Source organism: Pedobacter sp. NEAU-ZC8 (genome assembly GCF_059278965.1).
This window is the reverse complement of record NZ_JCAJXC010000006.1, coordinates 21,403-43,422: the sequence shown is the minus strand read 5'-3', so window position 1 is coordinate 43,422 and position 22,020 is coordinate 21,403. Positions and strand designations below refer to the sequence as shown.

18 protein-coding genes are annotated in these 22,020 nt (G+C 45.7%); 15 read left to right on the top strand and 3 right to left on the bottom strand.

All coding sequences use genetic code 11. From position 1 onward, the window contains the following. The first annotated feature begins 71 nt into the window (after nt 1-71). The 14 genes from AC5WJX_RS06565 (at nt 72) to AC5WJX_RS06500 (ending at nt 16,823) form a co-directional block, all read left to right on the top strand. Nucleotides 72-1,163, top strand: coding sequence for a Wzz/FepE/Etk N-terminal domain-containing protein (locus tag AC5WJX_RS06565; protein ID WP_494483858.1), 1,092 nt, complete (start codon nt 72-74; stop codon nt 1,161-1,163). Nucleotides 1,164-1,168: 5 nt separating this feature from the next. Beyond that, nucleotides 1,169-2,251, top strand: a complete 1,083-nt coding sequence (locus tag AC5WJX_RS06560; RefSeq protein ID WP_494483857.1) for a glycosyltransferase — start codon at nt 1,169-1,171, stop codon at nt 2,249-2,251. 169 nt (nt 2,252-2,420) lie between these two features. Then, complete coding sequence (locus tag AC5WJX_RS06555; protein ID WP_494483856.1) at nt 2,421-3,470, top strand: glycosyltransferase family 4 protein; 1,050 nt, start codon at nt 2,421-2,423, stop codon at nt 3,468-3,470. Next, nucleotides 3,467-4,222 carry a glycosyltransferase family 2 protein gene (locus AC5WJX_RS06550; RefSeq protein WP_494483855.1) on the top strand — a complete coding sequence of 252 codons (756 nt, stop codon included), beginning with the start codon at nt 3,467-3,469 and terminating at the stop codon, nt 4,220-4,222. Before AC5WJX_RS06555 ends, AC5WJX_RS06550 begins: the two co-directional genes overlap by 4 nt. A 12-nt stretch (nt 4,223-4,234) precedes the next feature. Beyond that, nucleotides 4,235-5,425, top strand: a complete 1,191-nt coding sequence (locus tag AC5WJX_RS06545) for a hypothetical protein (protein ID WP_494483854.1) — start codon at nt 4,235-4,237, stop codon at nt 5,423-5,425. A gap of 279 nt (nt 5,426-5,704) precedes the next feature. Then, nucleotides 5,705-6,256 (top strand): GNAT family N-acetyltransferase, encoded by a 552-nt coding sequence (locus AC5WJX_RS06540; protein ID WP_440430629.1) that lies wholly within the window; start codon nt 5,705-5,707, stop codon nt 6,254-6,256. After that, on the top strand, nt 6,253-7,335 hold the full coding sequence (locus AC5WJX_RS06535) for a DegT/DnrJ/EryC1/StrS family aminotransferase (RefSeq protein WP_494483853.1): 1,083 nt from the start codon (nt 6,253-6,255) through the stop codon (nt 7,333-7,335). The genes AC5WJX_RS06540 and AC5WJX_RS06535 overlap by 4 nt, the downstream gene beginning before the upstream one ends. A gap of 25 nt (nt 7,336-7,360) precedes the next feature. Then, nucleotides 7,361-8,254 (top strand): glycosyltransferase family 2 protein, encoded by an 894-nt coding sequence (locus AC5WJX_RS06530; protein ID WP_440430627.1) that lies wholly within the window; start codon nt 7,361-7,363, stop codon nt 8,252-8,254. A gap of 265 nt (nt 8,255-8,519) precedes the next feature. Beyond that, the gene (locus tag AC5WJX_RS06525) at nt 8,520-9,218 is read left to right on the top strand and encodes an SGNH/GDSL hydrolase family protein (RefSeq protein ID WP_494483852.1); all 699 of its coding nucleotides are present in this window, start codon (nt 8,520-8,522) and stop codon (nt 9,216-9,218) included. Nucleotides 9,219-9,383: 165 nt separating this feature from the next. Beyond that, nucleotides 9,384-11,363, top strand: coding sequence for a PAS domain S-box protein (locus AC5WJX_RS06520; protein ID WP_494483851.1), 1,980 nt, complete (start codon nt 9,384-9,386; stop codon nt 11,361-11,363). Between the two features lie 4 nt (nt 11,364-11,367). Continuing rightward, nucleotides 11,368-11,757, top strand: a complete 390-nt coding sequence (locus AC5WJX_RS06515; protein WP_440430624.1) for a response regulator — start codon at nt 11,368-11,370, stop codon at nt 11,755-11,757. 8 nt (nt 11,758-11,765) lie between these two features. Further along, nucleotides 11,766-12,932 (top strand): pyridoxal phosphate-dependent aminotransferase, encoded by a 1,167-nt coding sequence (locus AC5WJX_RS06510; protein WP_494483850.1) that lies wholly within the window; start codon nt 11,766-11,768, stop codon nt 12,930-12,932. Nucleotides 12,933-13,054: 122 nt separating this feature from the next. Then, nucleotides 13,055-14,227 carry an FAD-dependent oxidoreductase gene (locus tag AC5WJX_RS06505; RefSeq protein WP_494483849.1) on the top strand — a complete coding sequence of 391 codons (1,173 nt, stop codon included), beginning with the start codon at nt 13,055-13,057 and terminating at the stop codon, nt 14,225-14,227. Nucleotides 14,228-14,465: 238 nt separating this feature from the next. Beyond that, on the top strand, nt 14,466-16,823 hold the full coding sequence (locus tag AC5WJX_RS06500; protein ID WP_440430621.1) for an ATP-binding protein: 2,358 nt from the start codon (nt 14,466-14,468) through the stop codon (nt 16,821-16,823). Here AC5WJX_RS06500 and AC5WJX_RS06495 read toward each other — a convergent pair. From AC5WJX_RS06495 to dxs, 3 genes are all read right to left on the bottom strand, one after another. Continuing rightward, nucleotides 16,808-18,139: a sigma-54-dependent transcriptional regulator gene (locus AC5WJX_RS06495; RefSeq protein ID WP_494483848.1), complete on the bottom strand. Its 1,332-nt coding sequence runs from the start codon at nt 18,137-18,139 to the stop codon at nt 16,808-16,810. The genes AC5WJX_RS06500 and AC5WJX_RS06495 overlap by 16 nt on opposite strands. 80 nt (nt 18,140-18,219) lie before the next feature. Continuing rightward, the gene (locus tag AC5WJX_RS06490) at nt 18,220-18,528 is read right to left on the bottom strand and encodes a hypothetical protein (protein WP_440430619.1); all 309 of its coding nucleotides are present in this window, start codon (nt 18,526-18,528) and stop codon (nt 18,220-18,222) included. A 152-nt stretch (nt 18,529-18,680) separates the two neighbouring features. Further along, entirely contained in the window at nt 18,681-20,609 is a 1,929-nt protein-coding gene (dxs, locus tag AC5WJX_RS06485; protein ID WP_494483847.1) for a 1-deoxy-D-xylulose-5-phosphate synthase, read from the bottom strand. Between the two features lie 135 nt (nt 20,610-20,744). Between dxs and glyA the strand changes: the two genes are divergently transcribed. After that, entirely contained in the window at nt 20,745-22,016 is a 1,272-nt protein-coding gene (gene glyA / locus AC5WJX_RS06480) for a serine hydroxymethyltransferase (RefSeq protein ID WP_494483846.1), read from the top strand. Nucleotides 22,017-22,020 lie beyond the last annotated feature (4 nt).

The window sequence follows — 22,020 nt, the reverse complement described above, 5'->3', positions numbered from 1 at the left end:
TCGATCAGGCGCTCTTGTTAAATAACTGGACTGTGGAACAGGTGTTTAACTAAGTTATTTATGCGTTTTGTATGAGCCTGGAAACTACCTCATCTGGTAATCGCCCTGAGAATAATGAAATATCGATAAAGGACCTTTTGCTGCTCGCAGGAAAGTATTACCATTTCTTACTTAGCAAATCGGTTATTATTTTATTAGCTGCTGTTTTAGGCGGCATCCTTGCTCTTACTTATGCATTGTTAAAAAAGCCTGTATTTACAGCAACCACGACTTTTGTGCTTGAAAGTGGTGATGGTAGCAGCAGTTTTGGTCAATATGCGGGCATTGCGTCTATGATTGGCCTAGACCTCAATACTGGTGGAGGAATCTTCCAAGGCAATAATATTCTAGAACTTTACCGTTCCAGGACCATGATTGAGAAGACCCTGCTTTCTGAAGTGCCATATCGCGGCCAAAAAATATTGCTGATCGATCGCTATGTGCAGATTAACCGTTTACGGGAGAAGTGGGCGGAGAAAAAACACTTGCTGAACGTAAAGTTCCAGGCCGACTGGCTGCAGCTTCCGGAATCAAAGATGCGTTTGCAGGACAGCCTGCTACAGGAAATTTCAGGGGACATCAATAAAAACTACCTCATGGTATACAAACCTGATAAGAACAGCATTATCCGGGTGGACGTAAAAGCTAAGGATGAATTCTTCGCTAAAGCTTTTAATGATATGATCGTTTCCAATGTAAATGACTTTTATGTGCAGACCAAAACGCGGAAGTCGATGTCGAATGTAAAAATCTTGCAGGCTAAAACGGATTCCATCCGGGAGAACATGAACGTCGCCATATACAACGCTGCAGCCGTGGCTGATGCTACCCCTAACTTGAACCCAACCAGGCAGCTACAGCGGAATGCACCTATACAGCGATCGCAGTTCAGCGCAGAGACCAACCGGGCGATTCTGGGGGAACTCGTGAAGAACCTGGAGCTCTCTAAAATGAGCTTGTTACGGGAAACGCCGTTGATCCAAGTGGTCGACTACCCCAAGTTTCCTTTGTATAAATCGGTCCCAGGTAGGATTAGCAGCTTCATCAAGGGCATGATCCTATTTGGCTTTCTTGCAATAGTCGTATTGTTCACTAGAAAGATGTTTCAGGACATCATGGCTTGAGGGTGATGATGAAGTACCAGCTCCGGATGTATTATGCAGATGTGCTGAACCAGACTGCAGGTTCTAAAGCAACGGCTGATTGCTCGTTTATATTAAGCGAATTAGGCTACAGGCATTTCGATGTGCCCATTTCCAACAACAAACATCCACTTGTTAATTTGGTGAGGCTTTTTAAGCATATATGGAGATTATATACTTTGTTAAAACCTGGGGATGAGGTATTGCTACAATATCCTCTACTGGGTATCAATAAATGGCTGAAGTACTTTGTAGGTTTGTTGCGCCATAAAAGATGCCGCATGATCTGCCTTTTGCATGATCTGGATTCGCTGCGACAGGTGCACCATGCCTGGACATTAGATGAAGAGTTGGCTCGTCTTAGTGCTTTTGACCAGATAATAGTGCATAATTCGCGTATGCAAGCACTCTTAGAAGATAATAACTTGAGTGTTGAAATGCGTACGCTTGGCTTATTTGACTATCTGGTGCCAGACAGCACCTGGAATGCCCTTGAGCAACGGCATGTTTCGGAAGTTTGGCTACACGAGCATAGCACTGATTCCAATCCCTTTTCGACTTTAGGCTCAAAGTACAAACGCGTGGCCTTCGCCGGTAACTTGGGGAAAAGTAATTTCTTGAAAAAACTGCCGCAGGTACAAGGCGTCTCTTTTGTCCTCTATGGTCCGGGTTACGAGGAATTGCCAGATTCATCCTGGATGACTTGGGCTGGCTGCTTCCATGCAAATGAATTACCTGCAAAGCTTGACGCCGGTTTTGGCCTGATATGGGATGGAGATGCAGTAGACACTTGTACTGGTTACCTGGGCAGGTACCTGCAGTACAATAATCCCCATAAAGCTTCACTCTATTTGGTTGCTGGCATTCCACTGATCGCGCCAAAATCCTCTGCAATTGGCGACTTTATACATCAGTACGGCCTGGGTATAACGATCAATTCTTTAACTGACCTTCCGGAAATACTCCATGCGCTGGGACAAGAAGATTATGTACAAATGAGGGCTGCCACAATCCCGGTCGCCAAGGCACTTGCATCCGGTGCATTCCTAAAAAAAGCGATCGAAGGCTAGTCGATTTTCTACCTGCACAGTGGCGTAAATCTACCATCACGGTGCGATAAGTTTCAATTTTTACGGGTGTAAGTGCCTGAACATTAAGTTTTTGTTACTTTTTTGTGTGGTGTGCGTTTATTTGTATGTATCGGCATTCAGCTGCAGCTTAGACCTAAACTTTCGCACAATGACCTTATGCTATGATAATCTGGTTTATAGCTTGCAGCCATTTGGTGGAATATCCACCTACTGGTACGAACTTACCAGGCGCTTGTTGAAGGTGCAGGATGTCGATCTTCGGTTCTATGAAACCGGTCGGGAGCAACATAACGTATGCCGGAAGCAGCTGAACATTGCAAAGGAACAGGTGATACGCAGTAACCGTGCGGGCATTCTGGTGGAACGCTTTTTAAAATTACCTGCTTTTCCGGGCCCACATCTGTTTCATTCCAGCTATTTCCGCATACCTGAACGCAACCGGAATGCAAAGATCGTGACGACGGTACATGATTTTATTCACGACATCTATTTCTCTGGGCCGCGGGTCTGGCTGCACAATCGTATGAAACGGTCTGCGATCTTGGAGAGTGACCTGATCATCACGGTTTCGGAGCATACCAGGAAGGACCTGCTGCGTTTTTATCCCGATCTGAATGCGCAAAAAGTTAAGGTGATCTACAACGGCGTTTCGGAAACCTACAAACAACTGGAGCAACCAATGCCTGTTAAGCGCCCTTACTTTCTTTATATAGGGCTACGCGATGTTTACAAGAATTTCAGCTTTGCCCTTGACGTTGCAGCAGATCAGTCCGATTTTGACCTTTATGTGGTGGGACCTCCGCTAAATGCGGTAGAACGTGCGCTGCTAGAGCAAAAGCTGCCGGGCCGCTATAAAGTCTTTACCGGCCTGGACGAATCCATGCTGAACGAATTGTATAATGCAGCCTTTTGCTTGCTGTACCCTTCGGAATATGAAGGTTTTGGCATCCCCATTCTAGAGGCCATGCGCGCCGGCTGCCCCTTCATTGCGCTGAATAAGTCGGCTATACCTGAAGTAGCAGGCACTGCGGGTATTCTATTGGAAGCGGCGGAAATTGAACTTGCGCGCCAGGCTGTTGCCCAGATGCAGCAAGACCGCCAGGGGATCATTCTCCGTGGACTGCAGCAATCACAACACTTCTCGTGGGAGCGCTGCTTTGAACAAACGTACGAACTTTACAAAAGCCTGCAATCATGAAGTTCAGCATCATTACGGTAGTTTATAATAATGAATGTATTGGCACGGCGATCGAGTCAGTCATCCGGCAGGATTATCCCTGGATTGAGTACATCGTTGTCGACGGTGGTTCCACAAATCATACGCTGGATATCATCGGGGCGTATCGCACTAAAATACAAAAGGTGGTTTCGGAACCTGATCTGGGTATTTACGACGCCATCAACAAAGGTATTAAGTTTGCAACGGGTGATGTATTGGGTCTGCTGCATGCAGATGACTTCCTGGCCGATGATAGCGTGATCAGTAGAATTGCAGCCGTGTTCGAGCAGTATCCTGGTATCAACGCCGCCTATGCAGATGTGATTTTCACCGAGCGGGAGAACTTAGGGAAAGTCACTCGGTATTACTCTTCCAGACACTTTAAACCCTGGATGTTTAAGTTCGGGTTTCAACCTGCGCATCCAACGTTCTATGCTAAAAGAGATCTTTTTGAACAATATGGTCTTTACAGCACCAGATATAAGATCGCCGGTGATTTTGAACTTTTGATGCGTTTTTTGTATATTCATAAAGTTAAAGCCTTATACGTGAGGGATGTCTGGGTAAAAATGCGTATGGGGGGTGTGAGTACTGCTGGATTGAAAAGCCTGTTGAGGCTGAATGGCGAAATTCTGCAGGCTTGCAAAAGCAATGAAGTCTATACCAATACGCTGATGGTCTATTCTAAATATATGGTAAAATGGTGGGGATTTTGTTTCAGGAAAACTTAGTTATGCCCGGCCATGATTAAGAAGATTCTCTACAACCCTAATTTCGTCTACATTCTAGCCTTTATTGTTCCTTTTATCTTCTATTCTTTTGAATGGTCAACGCTGTATCCACGCTTAAGCCTGTCGCTCTTTCTCTTTTACCTTTTTACCTTTTTAGTCTGTGCTGGGGCAGGCCTGCTCCTTCAATTCTGCCGACCCTTTCAGTATAAACCCATCGGGGAAACCAGGGGTAACCTGGTGGTACTATTGGCCATCTATCTGTTGTACGGTGTGGAGGTGCTGTACTCGGGAACCCTACCGATATATGCCCTGCTACGGGGGAACTTCAACTATGCGGAGGATGCCTTCGGTCTGCCTTTGATCCATACTTTTCTGGTGTCCTTCAATACTTTTTACGCAATCTTCTTGTTTCATCAGTACATTTCAACGCGCAAACGCCGGCTGCTCTGGCTTTTCCTGCTGGTGCTTTTGCCCTTTATTCTGCTGGTCTACCGCTCCAGTATCCTTAATGTGCTGCTCGGGGCATTGGTGGTTTTTTTATTTCATAAGCCTGTCATTCCGTTTAAACTTATTTTGAAGACCCTCGCCGGTGTGCTGCTGGTATTCTTCCTTTTTGGTTTTATGGGTAACCTGCGCTCGGCCAATGGTGATGCCACCTATATCCCCAGAGCTTCGGGTGCTACGGAGGAATTCCTGAAAAGCAGGATACCAAAGGAGTTTTACTGGTCTTACCTGTATGTGGCTTCACCAGTGGCAAACCTGCAGAACAACATCAACCTGGTGAAAAGCCCCGAGGGCAATTACAAGGATTTAGTTATGAATGAAATTCTGCCGGCTTTTGTGACCAAGTTTATTGTTCAGCCGGTGGAAAAAAAGTTCCACCAGATTAACCGCTTTCTGAATGTTGGTACGATCTACGTGTACAGCTTTTCTTACTTGCGCTGGCAAGGTATGATCATGATGTTTTTCTACTTCCTGGTGCTGTTTAATGGCTATTATCTGTTGATCCGCAAGTCTGACACCTATAAAGTAACCGGTATGGCCATCCTGTTTAACATGATCATTTTTGCGAATTTTCACAATACCATTGCCTATTCTGCGTCGAGCTTACAGTTGATCTATCCGGTTTTGTTTTCCATAGTGACCTTTTTTATGAACCAGTATAGGCAGCGAAAAGCAGAATCAAGCCTTGCGGAAGTATAGTAACTGCACAATTTTCATTTTGTATGTAGATGCCCGGGAAACAAAACGAGCCGGGAAATTGAATTTTTTTTGTGAATCAAATCGTGAAATTGCACACTCCGAAGTGGAGCCATGGCAATATTATAATTTGTAGATTACACTGCAAATCAAAGTTTTGAAGGCCAGCGATCCGGTCATTGCTGCGTTTTTCAGTCGCTTCACATTGCCGGATGGTCGACTGGAACAGGGCTTAATATTTGTTGATGGCTGTTTGATTAAGGAAGATTTAATAAATCATATATGGATTTTGAGGTTTATCTGAGGGCGTTTAAACCTGAAGACGCCGTTTTTATAAATGAATTACGGAAGAATAGAGAGATCGAGGAGAAAATTGGTGGCGTAACTAAATTCGTATCCCTGGAGCGGGAGCAGAAATGGGTGAATGATATCATTTATAATGATGATCCGCGAAATGGCTGGCTGGCGGTATGTGAGGTCGGTGGCAATGACGATATCATTGGCTATGCTTCTGTGAACGATATCGACTACCGCAATGGCACCTGTATTGGCGGCGGCATTAAGGTGATTTCGCCAACACCAGGTAAATTTTATGGGCTCCAGGTTTTGCTGTTAGGCATGCGGCATGCTTTTGAAGAACTGCGCATGGTACGTTTCGCAGTTTACGTGATGGAAGAGAACAAGGGTTCGCTGCGGATTATGGAGCGTGCGGGACTAAAACGTGAAGGCTTCCTTCGCAAATACATTTACAAGAACGGCAAACACCGTAACTGTTGGTTGCTGAGCATTACCGACGAGGAATATCTCGAAACCAAACAAAAGTTTAATATATGATCCCGATTACCAAACCGTTTATGCCTCCACAGGAGGAATATGCACATTATTTGAAGGGGATCTGGCAGCGGCAGTGGATCACCAACATGGGACCGCTTTCCAGTAATCTGGAGCTGATCATCAAAGACTACCTTAAGGTAAACCACCTGCTGTATGTTACCAATGGTACGGTAGCCCTGGAAATGGCAATGAAGGGCCTGGAGCTGCAGGGAGAGGTGATCACCACGGCATTTTCTTTTGTCGCCACGACCAGCAGCATCGTTTGGGCAGGCTGTCAACCCGTGTTTGTAGATATTGATGCCGACTCGCTGAATATTGATCCAGCGAAGATCGAAGAGGCGATAACGGAGAAAACCTGCGCGATCCTGGCTACTCACGTGTATGGAAATCCATGTGATGTGGAAGCTATTGATGCGATTGCGAAAAAACACAATCTTAAGGTAATATATGACGGTGCTCATGCTTTCGGCGTTCAGGTAAACGGACAATCCATTTTCAACTATGGCGACGTTTCCATCTGCAGTCTGCATGCCACCAAACTTTACCATTCCATAGAAGGAGGGCTGATCATGACCAATGATCCGGACTTCCTGAAAAAGCTGGCATTGATGCGTAATTTTGGCTTTAATGGGCCGGAGGCTTTTGCCGAGCTGGGCATTAACGGTAAAAACTCGGAGTTTCATGCTGCCATGGGGCTGGTGAACATTACACACCTGCCAGAGATCATGGAGAAGCGTAAGACCATCAACGACCGCTATGATCAGAACTTGCAGGGCCTGCGTGCGCGCAGACCAAAATGGCACGAGGCCTCGGCGAATAATTACGCCTATTATCCTTTGATTTTTGAAGATATCCAGCTGATGCTGAATTGTATGGAGTATTTGAAAGTTAATGAGATTTTTACCCGACGCTATTTTTATCCTTCGCTGGCAAGCTCCTTGCCATACATGGCCTATAAAAAGCTGGAAGTCACGGAGGACATCTCCAGCAGGGTGCTGTGTTTACCTTTGTATTGCGATCTGACCACGGAAGAGGTTGACCTAATCAGTCGTTTAATGCTCCGGGTGCAGAATAACTAATATCGTAAAGCCTGAATAAATTAAAATGAAAGTTTCCGTTTGTATCATCACTTATAATCACGAAGCCTATATAGAGGCTTGTCTACAAGGTGCCGTAAGCCAGGTGCTGAATTGTGATTATGAGATCGTTATTGGCGAAGATCTTTCCTCGGATGGTACGCTAGCCATCTGCAAAAAGTATGCGGAGGCATACCCAAGTTTAATCAAGCTGATCACTGGTCCGGTGAATGTGGGCATGACGGCCAACGGCCTACGTACTTTCGCGGCTTGTACCGGCGACTACCTGGCCATTTGTGAAGGGGATGACTACTGGACCGATCCACACAAGCTGCAGCGCCAGCTTGATTTCCTGGAGGCTAATCCCGATTATAGTATGGTCGCTGAGAATGGACTGGTGCTTGATACCCGCAAAGGGACGGAACATCCTTTCAACAACATGAATGAAAGGGATCTCGAGATTCATCACCTGTTGGCCAAAAGACAGTTTCCAACGGCTTCTGTACTGCTGCGCAGGAATATGCTCGATGCTTCTTTGCTGAACTATAAGTTTAGTGCCGACACCTTCCTGTGGTGTTTTCTGGCCCGCAAAGGCAAGATCCGCTACCTTCCAGTGATCTCTTCCGTTTACCGTAAGGGTACCCATGGCATTGTGCTCTCCTCAGATAAACTGGAATGGGCTTTTCTGATGGAGAAATGGAATAATGACATCGCTCAAATTTTGCCTCAAGGCTTTGACCAGCAGGTGCTCAAGCGGAGAAATTATACGGAGTTCCTGAAGGTCTTCTTTTTCTGCGCAAATAAAGGAGACTTCAAAAAAGCACTGTTATCATTGAAAAAGTGTTTTCAATATCAGCCAATGCGGACAACCCATGCGGTTTCCAAGTTCTTATTCAGGAAGCTTAAAGTTTCTTCGAAATAACTGAACGCTGGTTTAGGGGTTGATTGCGTGTTATTTGATCAGGATCGTTTGGTCAATGCTGCGGTTCCGGGCTTTGCTCAGAAATCTCAAGCTTTTTCTTTCCGGGACGATGTATTTCAAGCTGCCAGGTTGAGTTCGTATCTAATTAAAGTGATCACTTCGACTGGCGCAGCAAGGCATTATTTTTTTCGGGAATAAATGCTGCACGCTGGTGGAAATTTTGATTTTTATCTTAATTTACGAATCGAAATTAACCTGACCAGATATGATAAAAACTTCCCGCATACTCGCTTTTGTATTGATCCTTTTCGCGTGCCAATCTGCTCAGGCACAGCAGCAGGATACCGACTGGCCAAACTTGAAAAAATACAGGGAGGCAAATGCGGAGCTGGGGCCACCTGCAGCAAATGAGCAACGGGTGGTTTTTATGGGAAACTCCATCACCGAAGGCTGGATTAAACAGGCTCCTGAATTTTTCAAGGGGCGTCCATACATCAATCGCGGTATTGGTGGACAGACGACACCGCAGATGCTGGTACGTTTCCGCCAGGATGTGGTTTCCCTAAAGCCAAAGGTCGTGGTATTGCTGTGTGGCATCAATGATATCGCCGGCAATACTGGCCCATCGACCCTGGAAATGATCGAAGATAACATTGCGTCCATGACTGAAATTGCGCTGGCGAACAACATCAACGTGGTATTGTCTTCGGTACTACCTGCGTATGATTTCCCTTGGCGCCCTAATATGGAACCTGCGCCAAAAGTCATTGCACTAAATAAATGGATAAAAGCTTATGCTGCCAAGAAAAAGGTTGTTTATCTTGATTACTTTTCTGCAATGGTGGATGAACGCAATGGCATGAAATCTATTTACCACAGCGATGAGGTGCATCCAAATAAACTTGGGTATTCGGTAATGGAACCTTTGGCAGAGCAGGCAATCAAGGTTGCTTTAAAGAAATAACATTTGGTGAAAGCTGCTGTTCCGATTAGGTGCAGCTTCTTTCATGTGTTAACTACAAGCGATTTTTTCGCTTTGGAGTTTTTAAGAATTAATATTGTAAATTAGTATTCTAAATGCAGTTGTGACGCTCTACATTGATCAAAAACCTAAACGTCTTCTACCATAATGACAGAATTTCCCAAGCAACAAGACGGGGGCAGCGTGCGTGCTGCGTTACTCGAACAGGAAATTCTGAACTCTTCTGAAGAGCCTGAATTTGACCAGCTGACCATGCTGGCATCAATGCTTTGTAAAACACCAATGGCCATGATCGGCTTTTACGATATGGACCGGATCTGGTATAAAAGTCGGCTGGGATTTGCGGGTTCTCTGGAAAATCCGGTAGGAACCTTGAACTTGAATATCAGGCAGACTTATGTGCTGGAAGATGCCGCTAATGACCCGCGTGTTAAAGAACACCCGATGGTACAGCAGCTTGGGATCCAAAGCATGATGTTAGTGCCATTATTTAATCCGGAGGGCTTGAATGTTGGGCATCTCGCCGTTGCGGACAACCAACAGCGCACATTTGATGACAAACAACGGCATGGACTGGAACTCCTGGGGGCACAAGTTGGAAAGCTGCTGCAGATACGACTATCCAGCAGGGAAAATGAACGCGAGAAAACCGCTGTAGAGGATGCCCTTACCCAAGCTATTACCATCTTTGAATACAATGTTGATGCGGTGCTGATTGCTGATACATCGAGGGTAATCCGGGGATGGAACCCCAAAGCCGTGGACCTATTCGGTATTTCTGCTACAGCGGCTATAGGTAAAATGGTGCATGAGGCAATTATTCCCGAACGTAATCACGATGCCTTTCTCCGTCTGCAGGACCAGCATCTGAAAGATGGCCTGCCAAAGCAGGACTTTGATGTTATGGTGAGACGCGGGGATGGCTCTGAGTTCATCGCTACATTGGGCGTGTCGCCCACTGATATCGAGGGTCAGATCTATTTCATTGTTACCATACGCGAGCTGACGGACCGCAGAATTGTAAATCGTGAGCTTGAAAAGCAGAAGTCGTTCTACGAAAATATTCTAAACAAAATTCCCACGGACATTGCCGTGTTTGACCTGGATCATCGCTATATTTTTGTTAACCCTGGGGCGATCAAGGATCCGCAGTTACGCAAAAAGATCATTGGTATGGATGATTTTGAATATGCCCGTTTTCGAAACAGGGATGAAAGTATTGCCCGCAAACGTCGCGAGCAGTTTCTGGAAGCCAAAAACACCGGACAGGTGGTGCGATGGGAAGATAGTGTAAAAAATCCGCAGGGACAGACGGTCACCGTGCTAAGAAGGATTTTTCCGGTACATGATGAAGCGGGACAACTAAGCCTGTTCATCGGGTTCGGTATTGACATCACGGAAAGAAAACTATTAGAAGAAAAGCAGTCGGTGATGATGAAGCAGCTATCTGCTCAGAATACCCAGCTGCTTGACTTCTGCAATATTGTTTCTCACAATTTAAGGGGCCCGCTGACCAACATGGCCATGCTGGTTGAATTTATCAATGACAGCAATGACTATGAAGAGATCAAGTTATTGACTTCTAAACTTACGCCGGTGATTGACAGTTTGAATACGACTTTCAATGAACTGGTTGAATCGATCCAGGTGCGTCAGGACATGGAGATTGCCTCTGAGCAGATTGTGCTTCAAGAGTACCTGCAGCGTACATTGGATGGGTTAAAGATGGAGATCAATAAAACTGAGGCGCAGATCATTGTCAACTTCGATGATGCGCCGGTGGTTCATTATCCGCCGAAATACCTGAACAGCATTCTTCACAACCTGGTCAGTAATGCACTGAAATATCGCTCGCCAGACCGTAAACCGCGGATTGAGCTGAGCACCCGCAGGAACAACGACTCCATTCTGCTGATGGTGCGCGACAATGGGCTCGGTATTGATCTGACCAAACACATGGATAGTGTTTTTAAAATTGGAAAGGTGTTTCATAAACACCCCAATGCTAAAGGGCTCGGCTTATATATGACCAAGACACAAATTGAAGCAATGAACGGTAAAATCTGGGTGGAGAGTATTCCAGATGAGGGCGCCGTATTTTATGTCGTTTTTAATAATCAGCACTAAGTATATGAAAAACGTTTGGTTGATCGATGATGATGAGGTTTTTGTATTCTTGACGAAGAAGTTGATTGCAAGATCGGAACTAGAGGTGACCGTAGAGACCTACATCAATGGGCAGGATGCTATAGAGCAGCTGCAAAGCCTGGCAGAAGATGAAAATGCTTTGCCGGATATTATCCTGCTTGATCTCAATATGCCTGTGATGGATGGCTGGGAGTTCCTGAAAGCCTATGAGGATATCAATTTCAGTAATCCGAATAAAATACACCTGTATATCGTCACCTCCTCAATTTCACCGTATGAGGTGGAACGTGCGAAGCAGATCCCTGCGGTGCAGGAGTTCATTGTGAAGCCCATGGTAAAGGATAAGTTCATAGACTTAATAGCTGCATTATAATCAGATACATGTTTGAAAATCACACCATCAACTTTGACATTCTAAAACAACGCGCTTTCAACCTCCGCTGGGCTACAGTACCTGAAGGTGTAATTCCATTAACTGCTGCAGATCCTGATTTTCCAAGTGCGCCTGAGATTGCAGAAGCCATCATCCGCTTTACCAGAGACCGGTATTTATCCTATGGTCCGCCTGCAGGCTTGCCGGAGTTCAAGGAAAGTGTTGCGCGTTTCTTTCAGGAGAAACGGCAGATTCCAGCATCACCAGAACTGCTGTTTCCCGTTGACAGTGCTGCCTTCGGTATCTATGTGATCTGCAGGGCTTTTCTCCAGGCCGGGGATGAAGCGATCATCTTTGATCCCGTGGATTTCCTATTCCGTTATTCGGTGGAAAATGTAGGTGCCCTCGCCGTACCTTTCGCGATTCCAGCAACGGACGAAGCAGTTGACTTCGATCGTCTGGAGCAGCTCGTCGGCAAGAAAACTAAAATGATCTGCCTATGTAATCCGCTTAACCCAACCGGAAAGGTGTTTACCAGAGCAGAGCTAACACGCATCGGGGAGCTGGCGGTAAAGCATAACCTGATCATCCTTTCGGATGAGATCTGGAGTGATATTGTGTTCAAACCTCATGTTTTTACCAGCATTGCTTCTATAAACGAGGAAATACGTAATCAAACGGTAACAGTGACGGGTTACAGCAAGTCCTACGGACTGGCGGGGCTACGTATTGGGACGGTGGTTGCATCGAACACTGCACATTATGAACGGCTTTTTGCAGCTTCTCTGCATACTTCCACGATCCATGGTGCAAACGTGCTCTCTCAAGTGGCCGTGGTGGCTGCGCTGGATGAATGTGGCTACTGGCTGGAAGGCTTCGTATCGCACCTGCAAAGGATGCGCGACCTGATTACCACTGGCTTGAACAGCATTGAAGGTTTTCACTGCAGAACACCGGAAGGTTGCTATGTGGCTTTTACCGACATCAAAGCAACAGGATATTCCAGTGCGGACCTTGCTGCACGCTTGTTAAGTGACGCGAAGGTAGCCGTGGTACCCGGATCGAAACAGTGGTTTGGCGAGGGTGCGGAAGGCTTTATCCGGATGAGCTTCGCCACATCTGAAAATGTGATTTCGGAAGCGATCCAGCGGATTAAGCAAAATTTAAATAGCTGACATTAAACATAGGATCACATGAGCCAACATCAAATAGAATTTCTAAATGCTTGGGTGATCCTGATCTTATGTATAGCAGCCATGCATCAAATACATCATCAACAAATTAATTTATTATTAGAATGAAAATTGTAATTATAGGTGGCGGAATTGCTGGCTTAACCCTTGCGAACTTCTTGCAGGATGAGCAGTTTGAGGTCGTCGTTAATGAACGTGCGATTGGTGCGGTTGGTGGTGGGCATGCCTTTCTGATGCATAGTGACGGTTTGTCTGTGCTGCAGGAACTTGCTGCGGAACAGACATCTGCAGCACAAAGTGCCTCACAAGCGAGCAGGCATTTGAAAGAAGAAGTTAACCAACAGCCAGAAACATCGGCCAGCTTGCCGGGGCAACTGGTTGAACGTTTCATCTTGCGCCGTCCGGATGGGAAGGAGGTGCAACACCTGCCTCTCGATAATTGGCGGTGTATTAAACGGACCGAGCTTACGCAGTTCCTTTACGATAAACTTCGGGATAACACGCTACGTGACAACCGGAAGTTTGATCGCTTTATCTATGAGGATGACCGCATTGTGGCTGCGGCTTTTGAAAACGGCGAGGTTGAGTATGGTGACTTATTTGTTGGTGCGGATGGCGGATTTTCGCGTGTCCGGCAGGAACTCTGGGGTCAGACGGCTTTTATCCCGGGGAGGGTTAAAGAAGTAGTGGGCATTGCCTCCAATCAAGCACTTGCCGAAAAATACCGTGGGACCTTCAACAAATTTCAACGTGACGACAGCGGACTTGCCTTCGGCATGATCCCTTCTTCAGGTGATGAACTGGTGTGGTTCATGCAGTATGATCCGGAAATTTCGGACATCACATCAGTCGATTCCCCTATAGAACTAGAGGCATTCTGCCAGCGACTGCTGGTTGAGTTTCCACCCTTGGTAAAAGATATTTTGAACAGCAATGACTTCAGTACCAGTTACATCTGGACAACCCGGGACTTTGATGTTTTGTCTTCCTTTTCTCACAAAAACGCAGTCCTCATCGGTGATGCTGCCCATCTTGCACTGCCTTTTACCAGTGCTGGAACGACCAATGCGATGTTAGATGCGCAAATGCTGGCAACAAATCTGAAGCAGATGGATTATCCCCAAGCCTTTGAATCTTACTATAAACAGCGTTCAAAGGAGGTTTCAGCACATTTGAAGCTGGGCCGCGCTTTACGGGATGTGTTTTTGATGCCTTCGGCCTTGCCCGATGAGCAAGTTCAGATCCCCTTAATCGCTGATAAACTGAGAAGTAGATAAATCAGAATGGGTAAATTCGCACATTCGCCTGCACCCTATTTTTTGTATTTTTGCGTTATTAATAGGTTGGAGTCCAGGAAAATATTTCTTCGGAAATAAGAATACTGGTAATTAAACAGGCAATACTGCTGATAACGACAAAAGGAATATCTTGAGGCCAAAAATAATCATCGCGCTTGTACTGGCGTGCTGCGCTTTACTACTTGCGTGGGGTGTTAGCAAAGTGGCATTTACCGAAATGCTGAACACTGTTGCGAACATCACCGCACCCAATGAACGTTTAAGGATTGTACATAAACTTGCCGGAAATATCTCGGCGATGGATCAGCTGCAAAAAAAGCAGGCCATCAGTGATCCAGGAAATTACGATAAATTCTACGCGCAGTCTAAACAGCTTCGCGCTGTGCTCGATACCTTGCGGGCGCTCTATGGTGGTGACTCGGTACAGCAAGTGCGGATCGCTTCCATCAATGCGCTGCTCAGCGAACGGGATGAGCAGTTTGTAAACTACCTCAAAGTCAGGGAACAGCTTATGAACGATGGGGTGATTACCCGGCAGGTGAAGCGGGTGAATGCGCTTGTCGCTAAAAATGCCGAGAAAATAGACAGTACCGTAGTCACCTCTGAACAAAAAACCCTCACAACAACCGTTGTTCCCCAAGAAGAAGATAGCCGGGGTTTCCTGGGTAAGATCTTCAAGCGCAAGAAACCTGAAGAAGCGAAATCCTTTAAAATTGTAAATGAGGAGAACGTTAAACGAGATACACTTTCCATCGTCAATGACGTAAAGATTGCGAAAGACGTAAATCGCTCACTTCTTGCCATACAGAATGCGCAGAAGCTGAAGAGTCAGGCATTCATCGAGAAAGAGGCAGAACTGGCGAATGCCAATACCAAGCTGATTGGGGAGATGCTGAACATATTGCGGAAGGTTGAGGATGAAGCGGTCAACCAGATTGAGCGAAGCAGCTTGCAGGCGCGTGCGGTTGTGAATACGGGTATTTCACGCATCAGCACCATTATGCTGGTGTTTTTTGGCATCACCATCGTGCTGCTGTACCTCATCCTTACCGACATCACCAGAAGTATTCGCTACCGGAAAGCGCTTGAGGCTGCCCGCGACCTTGCCGAATTCCATGGACGGGCCAAACAGCGGTTCTTGTCTAATATGAGCCACGAGATCCGGACCCCATTACAGTCTATTATCGGGTATGCGGAGCTGATCAAACAGCAGATCTACCCACAGCGAAAAGATATCGACGCCATTTATTACTCTTCAGAGCACCTGTTGCAGATCGTCAATGAGGTATTGGACTATAACCGGATTGTATCCGGGAAATTCACCTTTTCAGAGGACACCTTCTCGCTTAAAGCACTGTTAGCGGAGGTAATCATGATTTTAAAGCCTCAAGCAGAGAAGAAAAACCTGGAACTGAACACCGATTTTCAGCTTGGGGATGTCGAGTATATTTCAGGTGATGCCTTCAGGTTAAGGCAGATCCTGCTAAACCTGGTCGGGAATGCAATCAAGTTTACATCCGAAGGTGAAGTGCTGCTTACGGTTTATTATAAGCGCAAAGGTGATGATCTGCATTTTACTTTTGTGGTGAAAGATACTGGTGTTGGCTTCTCTGAGGAGGAGGCGGTACACATTTTTGGAGAGTTTGAACAGTCGGAAACGACGGCTTCCATGGCGAAGGAAGGTTCAGGTCTGGGCCTGACCATTGTTAAGGCATTGGTTGATGGTCAGGGTGGCCGGATTTATGCTAAAAGCAAGAAGGGGCAGGGCAGTAGTTTCATGGTATACCTGAGGTTTAAGTATGCTGCTGCACCCCTGATAGAACAATCATTAACGCCAAAGCTAGATAACGGAATGGAAGTATGGGTAATAGATGATGATAAGTTGATTCTCGAACTCTGCAGTCTCCTCTTACAACGTCACAATATAAAATACAGGTGTTTCGATTCACCTAGAGAAATGCTCGAAACACCGGTTACACATCAGGTCAAATACATCCTGATGGACCTTCGGATGCCGGAAATGTCGGGCAGCGAGTTGTTTAAATTGATGAAGCCGACATTAAGTCCAGAGGTAAAGGTTTACTCCGTGACGGCGCAGGTATTACCTGAGGAACGGGCACGGCTGATGGAAATGGGTTTCGATGGGGTGGTAATGAAGCCATTCCGCGAGCAGGAACTGCTTGGCTTGCTCCGCAATGGAGATGTTCAGGATACAGCCCTGCAGGCGCCAGATATTACATTTGATCCTTCGTATCTTGAAAAGATGACCTTTGGTGATGAAGAACAGTTGTTCAAGATCCTGAAACGCTTTAGTGAGGATTGCATGCATGACATTGAAGACCTTAGGACAAGTATGGAAAGCAACAACGTAAGTCAGTTTTCATTGTTGGTACATCGCCTTGCAGGCAGGATCGCGCAGATCGGCTCGGGTGAGCTCGCTGCAGATTTTAGAAAGCTGGAAATTGAAGTAATGGGTTGCACAGATATCAACCCAAAACTCAAAGCAGAAGCAGATCGTCTAATACCAGGCTTATATCACCTGGTGGATCTGGTTAATGACTATTCAATTTCATAACGCTCCATCTTACTATAAAGCGTTTTACGATCGATATTAAGGAGCTTAGCAGCCTGTGATTTGTTATACTTCACTTTAACCAGTGTTTCGATAATCAACGCTTTTTCATTCGCTTCATTGATGGCTTTCAGATCAGAACCCACAGGTTTCGGTGCGGTATGCCTGATGGCCAAAATCATCTCATCGGGAAGTGCGGAAACTTCAGCGGTCTCTGTAGGGCTCAACAACACCATACGCTTAACCACATTCTTTAATTCACGTAAATTTCCTGGCCAGTCGTATTGCTGTAATAAGGTCTTTGCTTCTTCGGAGATGTGCTTCACATTGCGCCCGAGCTCTTTATTAGAAAGCTTCACGAAATGTTCTATAAACAACTCCAGGTCTTTCCCGCGCTCCCGTAGCGGAGGAAGCTGGATTTTAAATTCGTTAATCCGGTGATATAGATCTTCGCGGAAAGTGCCGTTTGCTACGGAGTTTGCCAGGTCGTCGTTTGTTGCGGCAATGATGCGTACGTTTACCGGGATCGATTTGGTACTGCCCAATGGCTGAACCACACGCTCCTGCAAAGCACGAAGTAGCTTAATTTGCACCTCATAGCTGAGGTTACCCACTTCGTCAAGGAATAATGTTCCGCCGTTGGCGGCTTCGAACTGGCCTTGCTTATCGCTGATTGCACCAGTAAAGGCGCCCTTGATATGGCCGAAAAGCTCACTGGCAGCAAGGTCTTTCGACAGCGCACCACAGTCAATAGCTATAAAAGGTTTAGAAGCACGTTTACTTTGCTTGTGTAAGGCTCTTGCAGCATATTCTTTCCCGGTACCACTTTCGCCCTGAATGATCACCGACATATCGGTTGGGGCAACCAGGTTAATGTGTTCGTATAGTTTATCGGCAGAGGGGCTGTGCCCTTTTATGGTATCGTCGTCTGAGGAGATTTTGGCAACGTCTTCTTCTTTGTCTTTCTCCAAAGCATTTTTCACGATCATCAGCAATTCATCCGGATTTACCGGCTTGGTGATGTAATCGGAGGCACCTTGCTGTATGGATTTAACAGCAGTTCTCACGTCATTGAAGCTGGTCATGATGACCAATGGCAAGTCAAGTCCCTGCGAATTAAGATAGGAAAGAATATCCAGTCCGGTACCGTCAGGCAAGCGATAGTCTACAAGTAAGAGATCGTATTCTTTCTGATCAAGCGTGCGGTAAGCATTCTTAATGTTGTGAACAACGGTTGGCTCGTGCTGGTGCTTTTTGAAAAAGCCCTCTAGTAATTGAGAAAAGGTTAAGTCATCTTCAACAATTAGTATTTTTGCCATATTTATGTGTTAAGATAACAAAAATACAAAAGCCGGAGGACTTCCGGCTTTTATGATTTAGATTTTATATAAATAAGGGTTTATTCTACAACTACACCGTCTTTTCCAATTTTCAAAGAGGCAGTTTGTCCTTCTTTAGCTAATTCAACAAGGTACCATTCAGACTTGTTAGCTGCAGTTACCAGGTAAGCTGCGCTTGGACTGAACTCCTTGTATTTGTCAGACTGCAGGGTTGTTTTTACGGCATCAGGTAATTCTTCAAGTTTTACCGGAACTTTAGTAGTACTATCTTGTTGGATGGCAATTACTGGTGATTTAACTTCACTTGCTTTTACAGTAGTCAGGCCTGCGAATGCTAGGAATGCTGCTGATAAAATCATCTTTTTCATGTTATTTAGTTTTAAGTTTAAATGATTGTGGTTACTATCTCTAGTATACACAACTGTGCCAATGCGAACCTAAAGTCTAAATACGTGTTTAATAGTGTTTTAAGAATTTTCCTCGTGAAAAAATGTGTGGAGCTATGCAACAGATTGCTGTGTTATGAAGCGATTGTTTTGGTCGTTCTACTTACGGCTACCTTACGGATGGTATCCATAATGGCTGCAGCATCGTATCCGCAAATAGCCCAAAGTTCTGCTTGCTCACCATGTTCTACCACCTCATCGGGAATGCCCAAACGGATCACATTCGATTTGTACTGATGATCTGCCATAAATTCCAGTACTGCTGAACCCATACCGCCTTGCAGGCAGCCGTCTTCAACGGTAATCACAGTTTGATAACGCTTAAACACATCATGCAATAATGCTTCATCTAAGGGCTTTACAAAGCGCAAATCGTAATGGGCAGGGTAGATACCTTCGCTGTTCAACTCTTTGCAAGCCTCAACAGCGAAATTGCCTACATGGCCGATCGTTAGCACGGCAACATCTTCACCATCACAGATTTTGCGGCCTTTACCGACCTGAAGCTCCGTAAAGCTGCGTTTCCAGTCTACCATAACGCCATTACCTCTAGGATAGCGGATCGAAAATGGTCCCTGGTTTTCAAGCTGCGCCGTGTACATCATGTTCCGCAGTTCCTCCTCATTCATCGGTGAGGCAACCGTCATGTTCGGAATGCAACGCATATATGCAATGTCGTAAGCACCATGGTGTGTCGCGCCATCTGCACCAGCAAGACCTGCGCGGTCCAGGCAGAATACAACGTTCAAGTTTTGGATGGCTACATCGTGTACCACCTGGTCAAATGCCCGCTGCATAAAGCTGGAGTAGATGTTACAGAAAGGTACTAGTCCTTGTGAGGCAAGGCCTGCAGAGAAAGTCACCGCATGCTGTTCCGCAATGCCCACATCAAACGCACGATTCGGCATGGCCTTCATCATAATGTTCATGGACGAGCCGGAAGGCATAGCAGGTGTTATGCCCACAATATTTTTGTTGCTTTCAGCAAGTTCTACGAGTGTGTGTCCGAAAACATCCTGGTATTTTGGTGGCTGCGGCTTTACCGCTGCCGGTTTTTTAATTTCTCCCGTAATCTTGTCAAACAAGCCTGGTGCATGCCATTTGGTTTGGTCTTTCTCTGCCAAGGCAAAGCCCTTTCCTTTAACCGTAATGCAGTGCAGAAGCTTAGGGCCAGGAATGGCAGTCAGGTCCTTGATCACCGAAGCAAGTTTCTTCACATCGTGACCATCAACAGGCCCGAAATACCGGAAATTTAAAGATTCAAAAAGGTTGCTCTGTTTAAGTAAAGTGCCTTTTATGCTTTTTTCGATCTTCTTAACGAAGTTATGTGCATTAGGGCCAAGTTCAGAAAGTTTAATCAACGCACTGGAGATGTCGTCTCTGAAGCGGTTGTATGATTTAGAAGTGGAAATGCTTGTTAAATACTCTTTCAAAGCACCAACATTCGGATCGATCGACATACAGTTGTCATTCAAGATCACCAAAAGGTTGGAATTTTCTATGCCTGCATGATTCAGACCTTCGAAAGCTAATCCTGCGGTCATTGCACCATCGCCAATCACGGCAACGTGCTGACGGTCTTTCTCGCCTTTATAATGAGCGGCAACAGCCATACCCAGTGCGGCAGAGATGGAAGTCGAAGAGTGGCCTACGCCAAAGGTATCGTACTCACTTTCGCTGATCTTCGGGAAGCCGCTAATGCCATGCAGGATGCGGTTGGTATGGAATACATCCTTTCGGCCCGTTAAAATTTTATGGCCGTAAGCCTGGTGGCCAACATCCCATACCAGTTTATCATAAGGCGTATTCAAAACGTAGTGCAGAGCAACAGTTAATTCAACTACACCAAGGCTGGCACCGAAGTGACCGCCGTTTACACTTACAACATCAATGATATACTGACGGAGTTCCTGGCTGATTTGTTCGAGATCATCCTCGGTATACCGCTTTAAATCAGCGGGATAGTTGATGTTCGGTAGCAATGGATGGGCGTTTTCTTCCATGTAGTTTTTTATAGAAAAGATGTACAAAGTACGTCATTTTGTTTTAATATATGATGTAAAAAAACATGTAACACGCTGATTTGCTCGGTAAGTACGCGGAAAAAACATTATTTTTACCAAAATATACTTCGATAAATGGAAAGAGATAATTTGATATTCGACCTAATAGACAGGGAATTAGACAGGCAGGAAAACGGTCTGGAACTTATTGCTTCAGAAAACTTTGTTAGCAAACAGGTGATGGAAGCTGCAGGTTCAGTGCTAACCAACAAATATGCTGAAGGCTTGCCTGGTAAGCGTTATTATGGCGGATGTCAGGTTGTTGACGAGGTAGAGAATATCGCAATTTCTCGAGCAAAACAATTGTTTAATGCAGAATGGGTGAATGTACAGCCACACTCAGGTGCACAGGCCAATGCTGCGGTGATGTTGGCGGTAGTAAAACCTGGCGACAAAATCCTGGGATTCGACCTTTCACACGGCGGTCACCTTACCCATGGTTCCCCAGTAAACTTCTCCGGTAAACTGTACCAGCCACTATTCTACGGTGTCAAACAGGAAACCGGCTTAATAGATTACGAGAAACTGGAAGAGATCGCATTGGCGGAAAAGCCAAAACTGATCATCTGCGGTGCATCAGCTTACTCCAGAGAGTGGGATTATGCCTTCATTAGAAAAGTAGCGGACCAGATCGGTGCTTTGGTGCTTGCAGATATTTCACATCCAGCGGGCATGATTGCTCGTGGATTATTGAATAACCCACTTCCACATTGCCATATTGTAACTACGACTACACATAAAACGCTTCGTGGCCCGCGTGGTGGAATGATCATGATGGGGAAAGATTTTGAAAATCCATTCGGATTGAAAACTCCTAAAGGGGAACCTCGTATGATGTCATCAGTGCTGGACATGGCTGTTTTCCCGGGTACACAGGGTGGCCCGCTGGAGCACATTATTGCCGCTAAAGCGATTGCTTTTGGCGAGGCTTTAAGTGATGATTACCTGACTTATATCACACAGGTAAAAGCAAATGCACAGGCTATGGCGGAGGCGTTCATGAACAGAGGTTATGGTATCATCTCCGGAGGTACAGATAATCACATGATGCTTATTGACCTTCGTAATAAAAACATCACCGGCAAGGATGCAGAACAGGCGCTTGGAAGAGCAGACATCACGGTAAACAAAAACATGGTGCCTTTTGATGATAAGTCACCGTTTGTAACCTCAGGAATCCGCGTCGGTACAGCCGCTATCACCAGCAGGGGCTACAAAGAATCTGAAATGGAGGAAATCGTTTCCTTGATTGATCAGGTGCTAAGCAACCCGGCAGATGAGGAAAATCTTGCAGATGTAAGAAGTAAGGTGCTTGCACTAAGTGCGCTTTATCCGCTCTATAAATAACCAT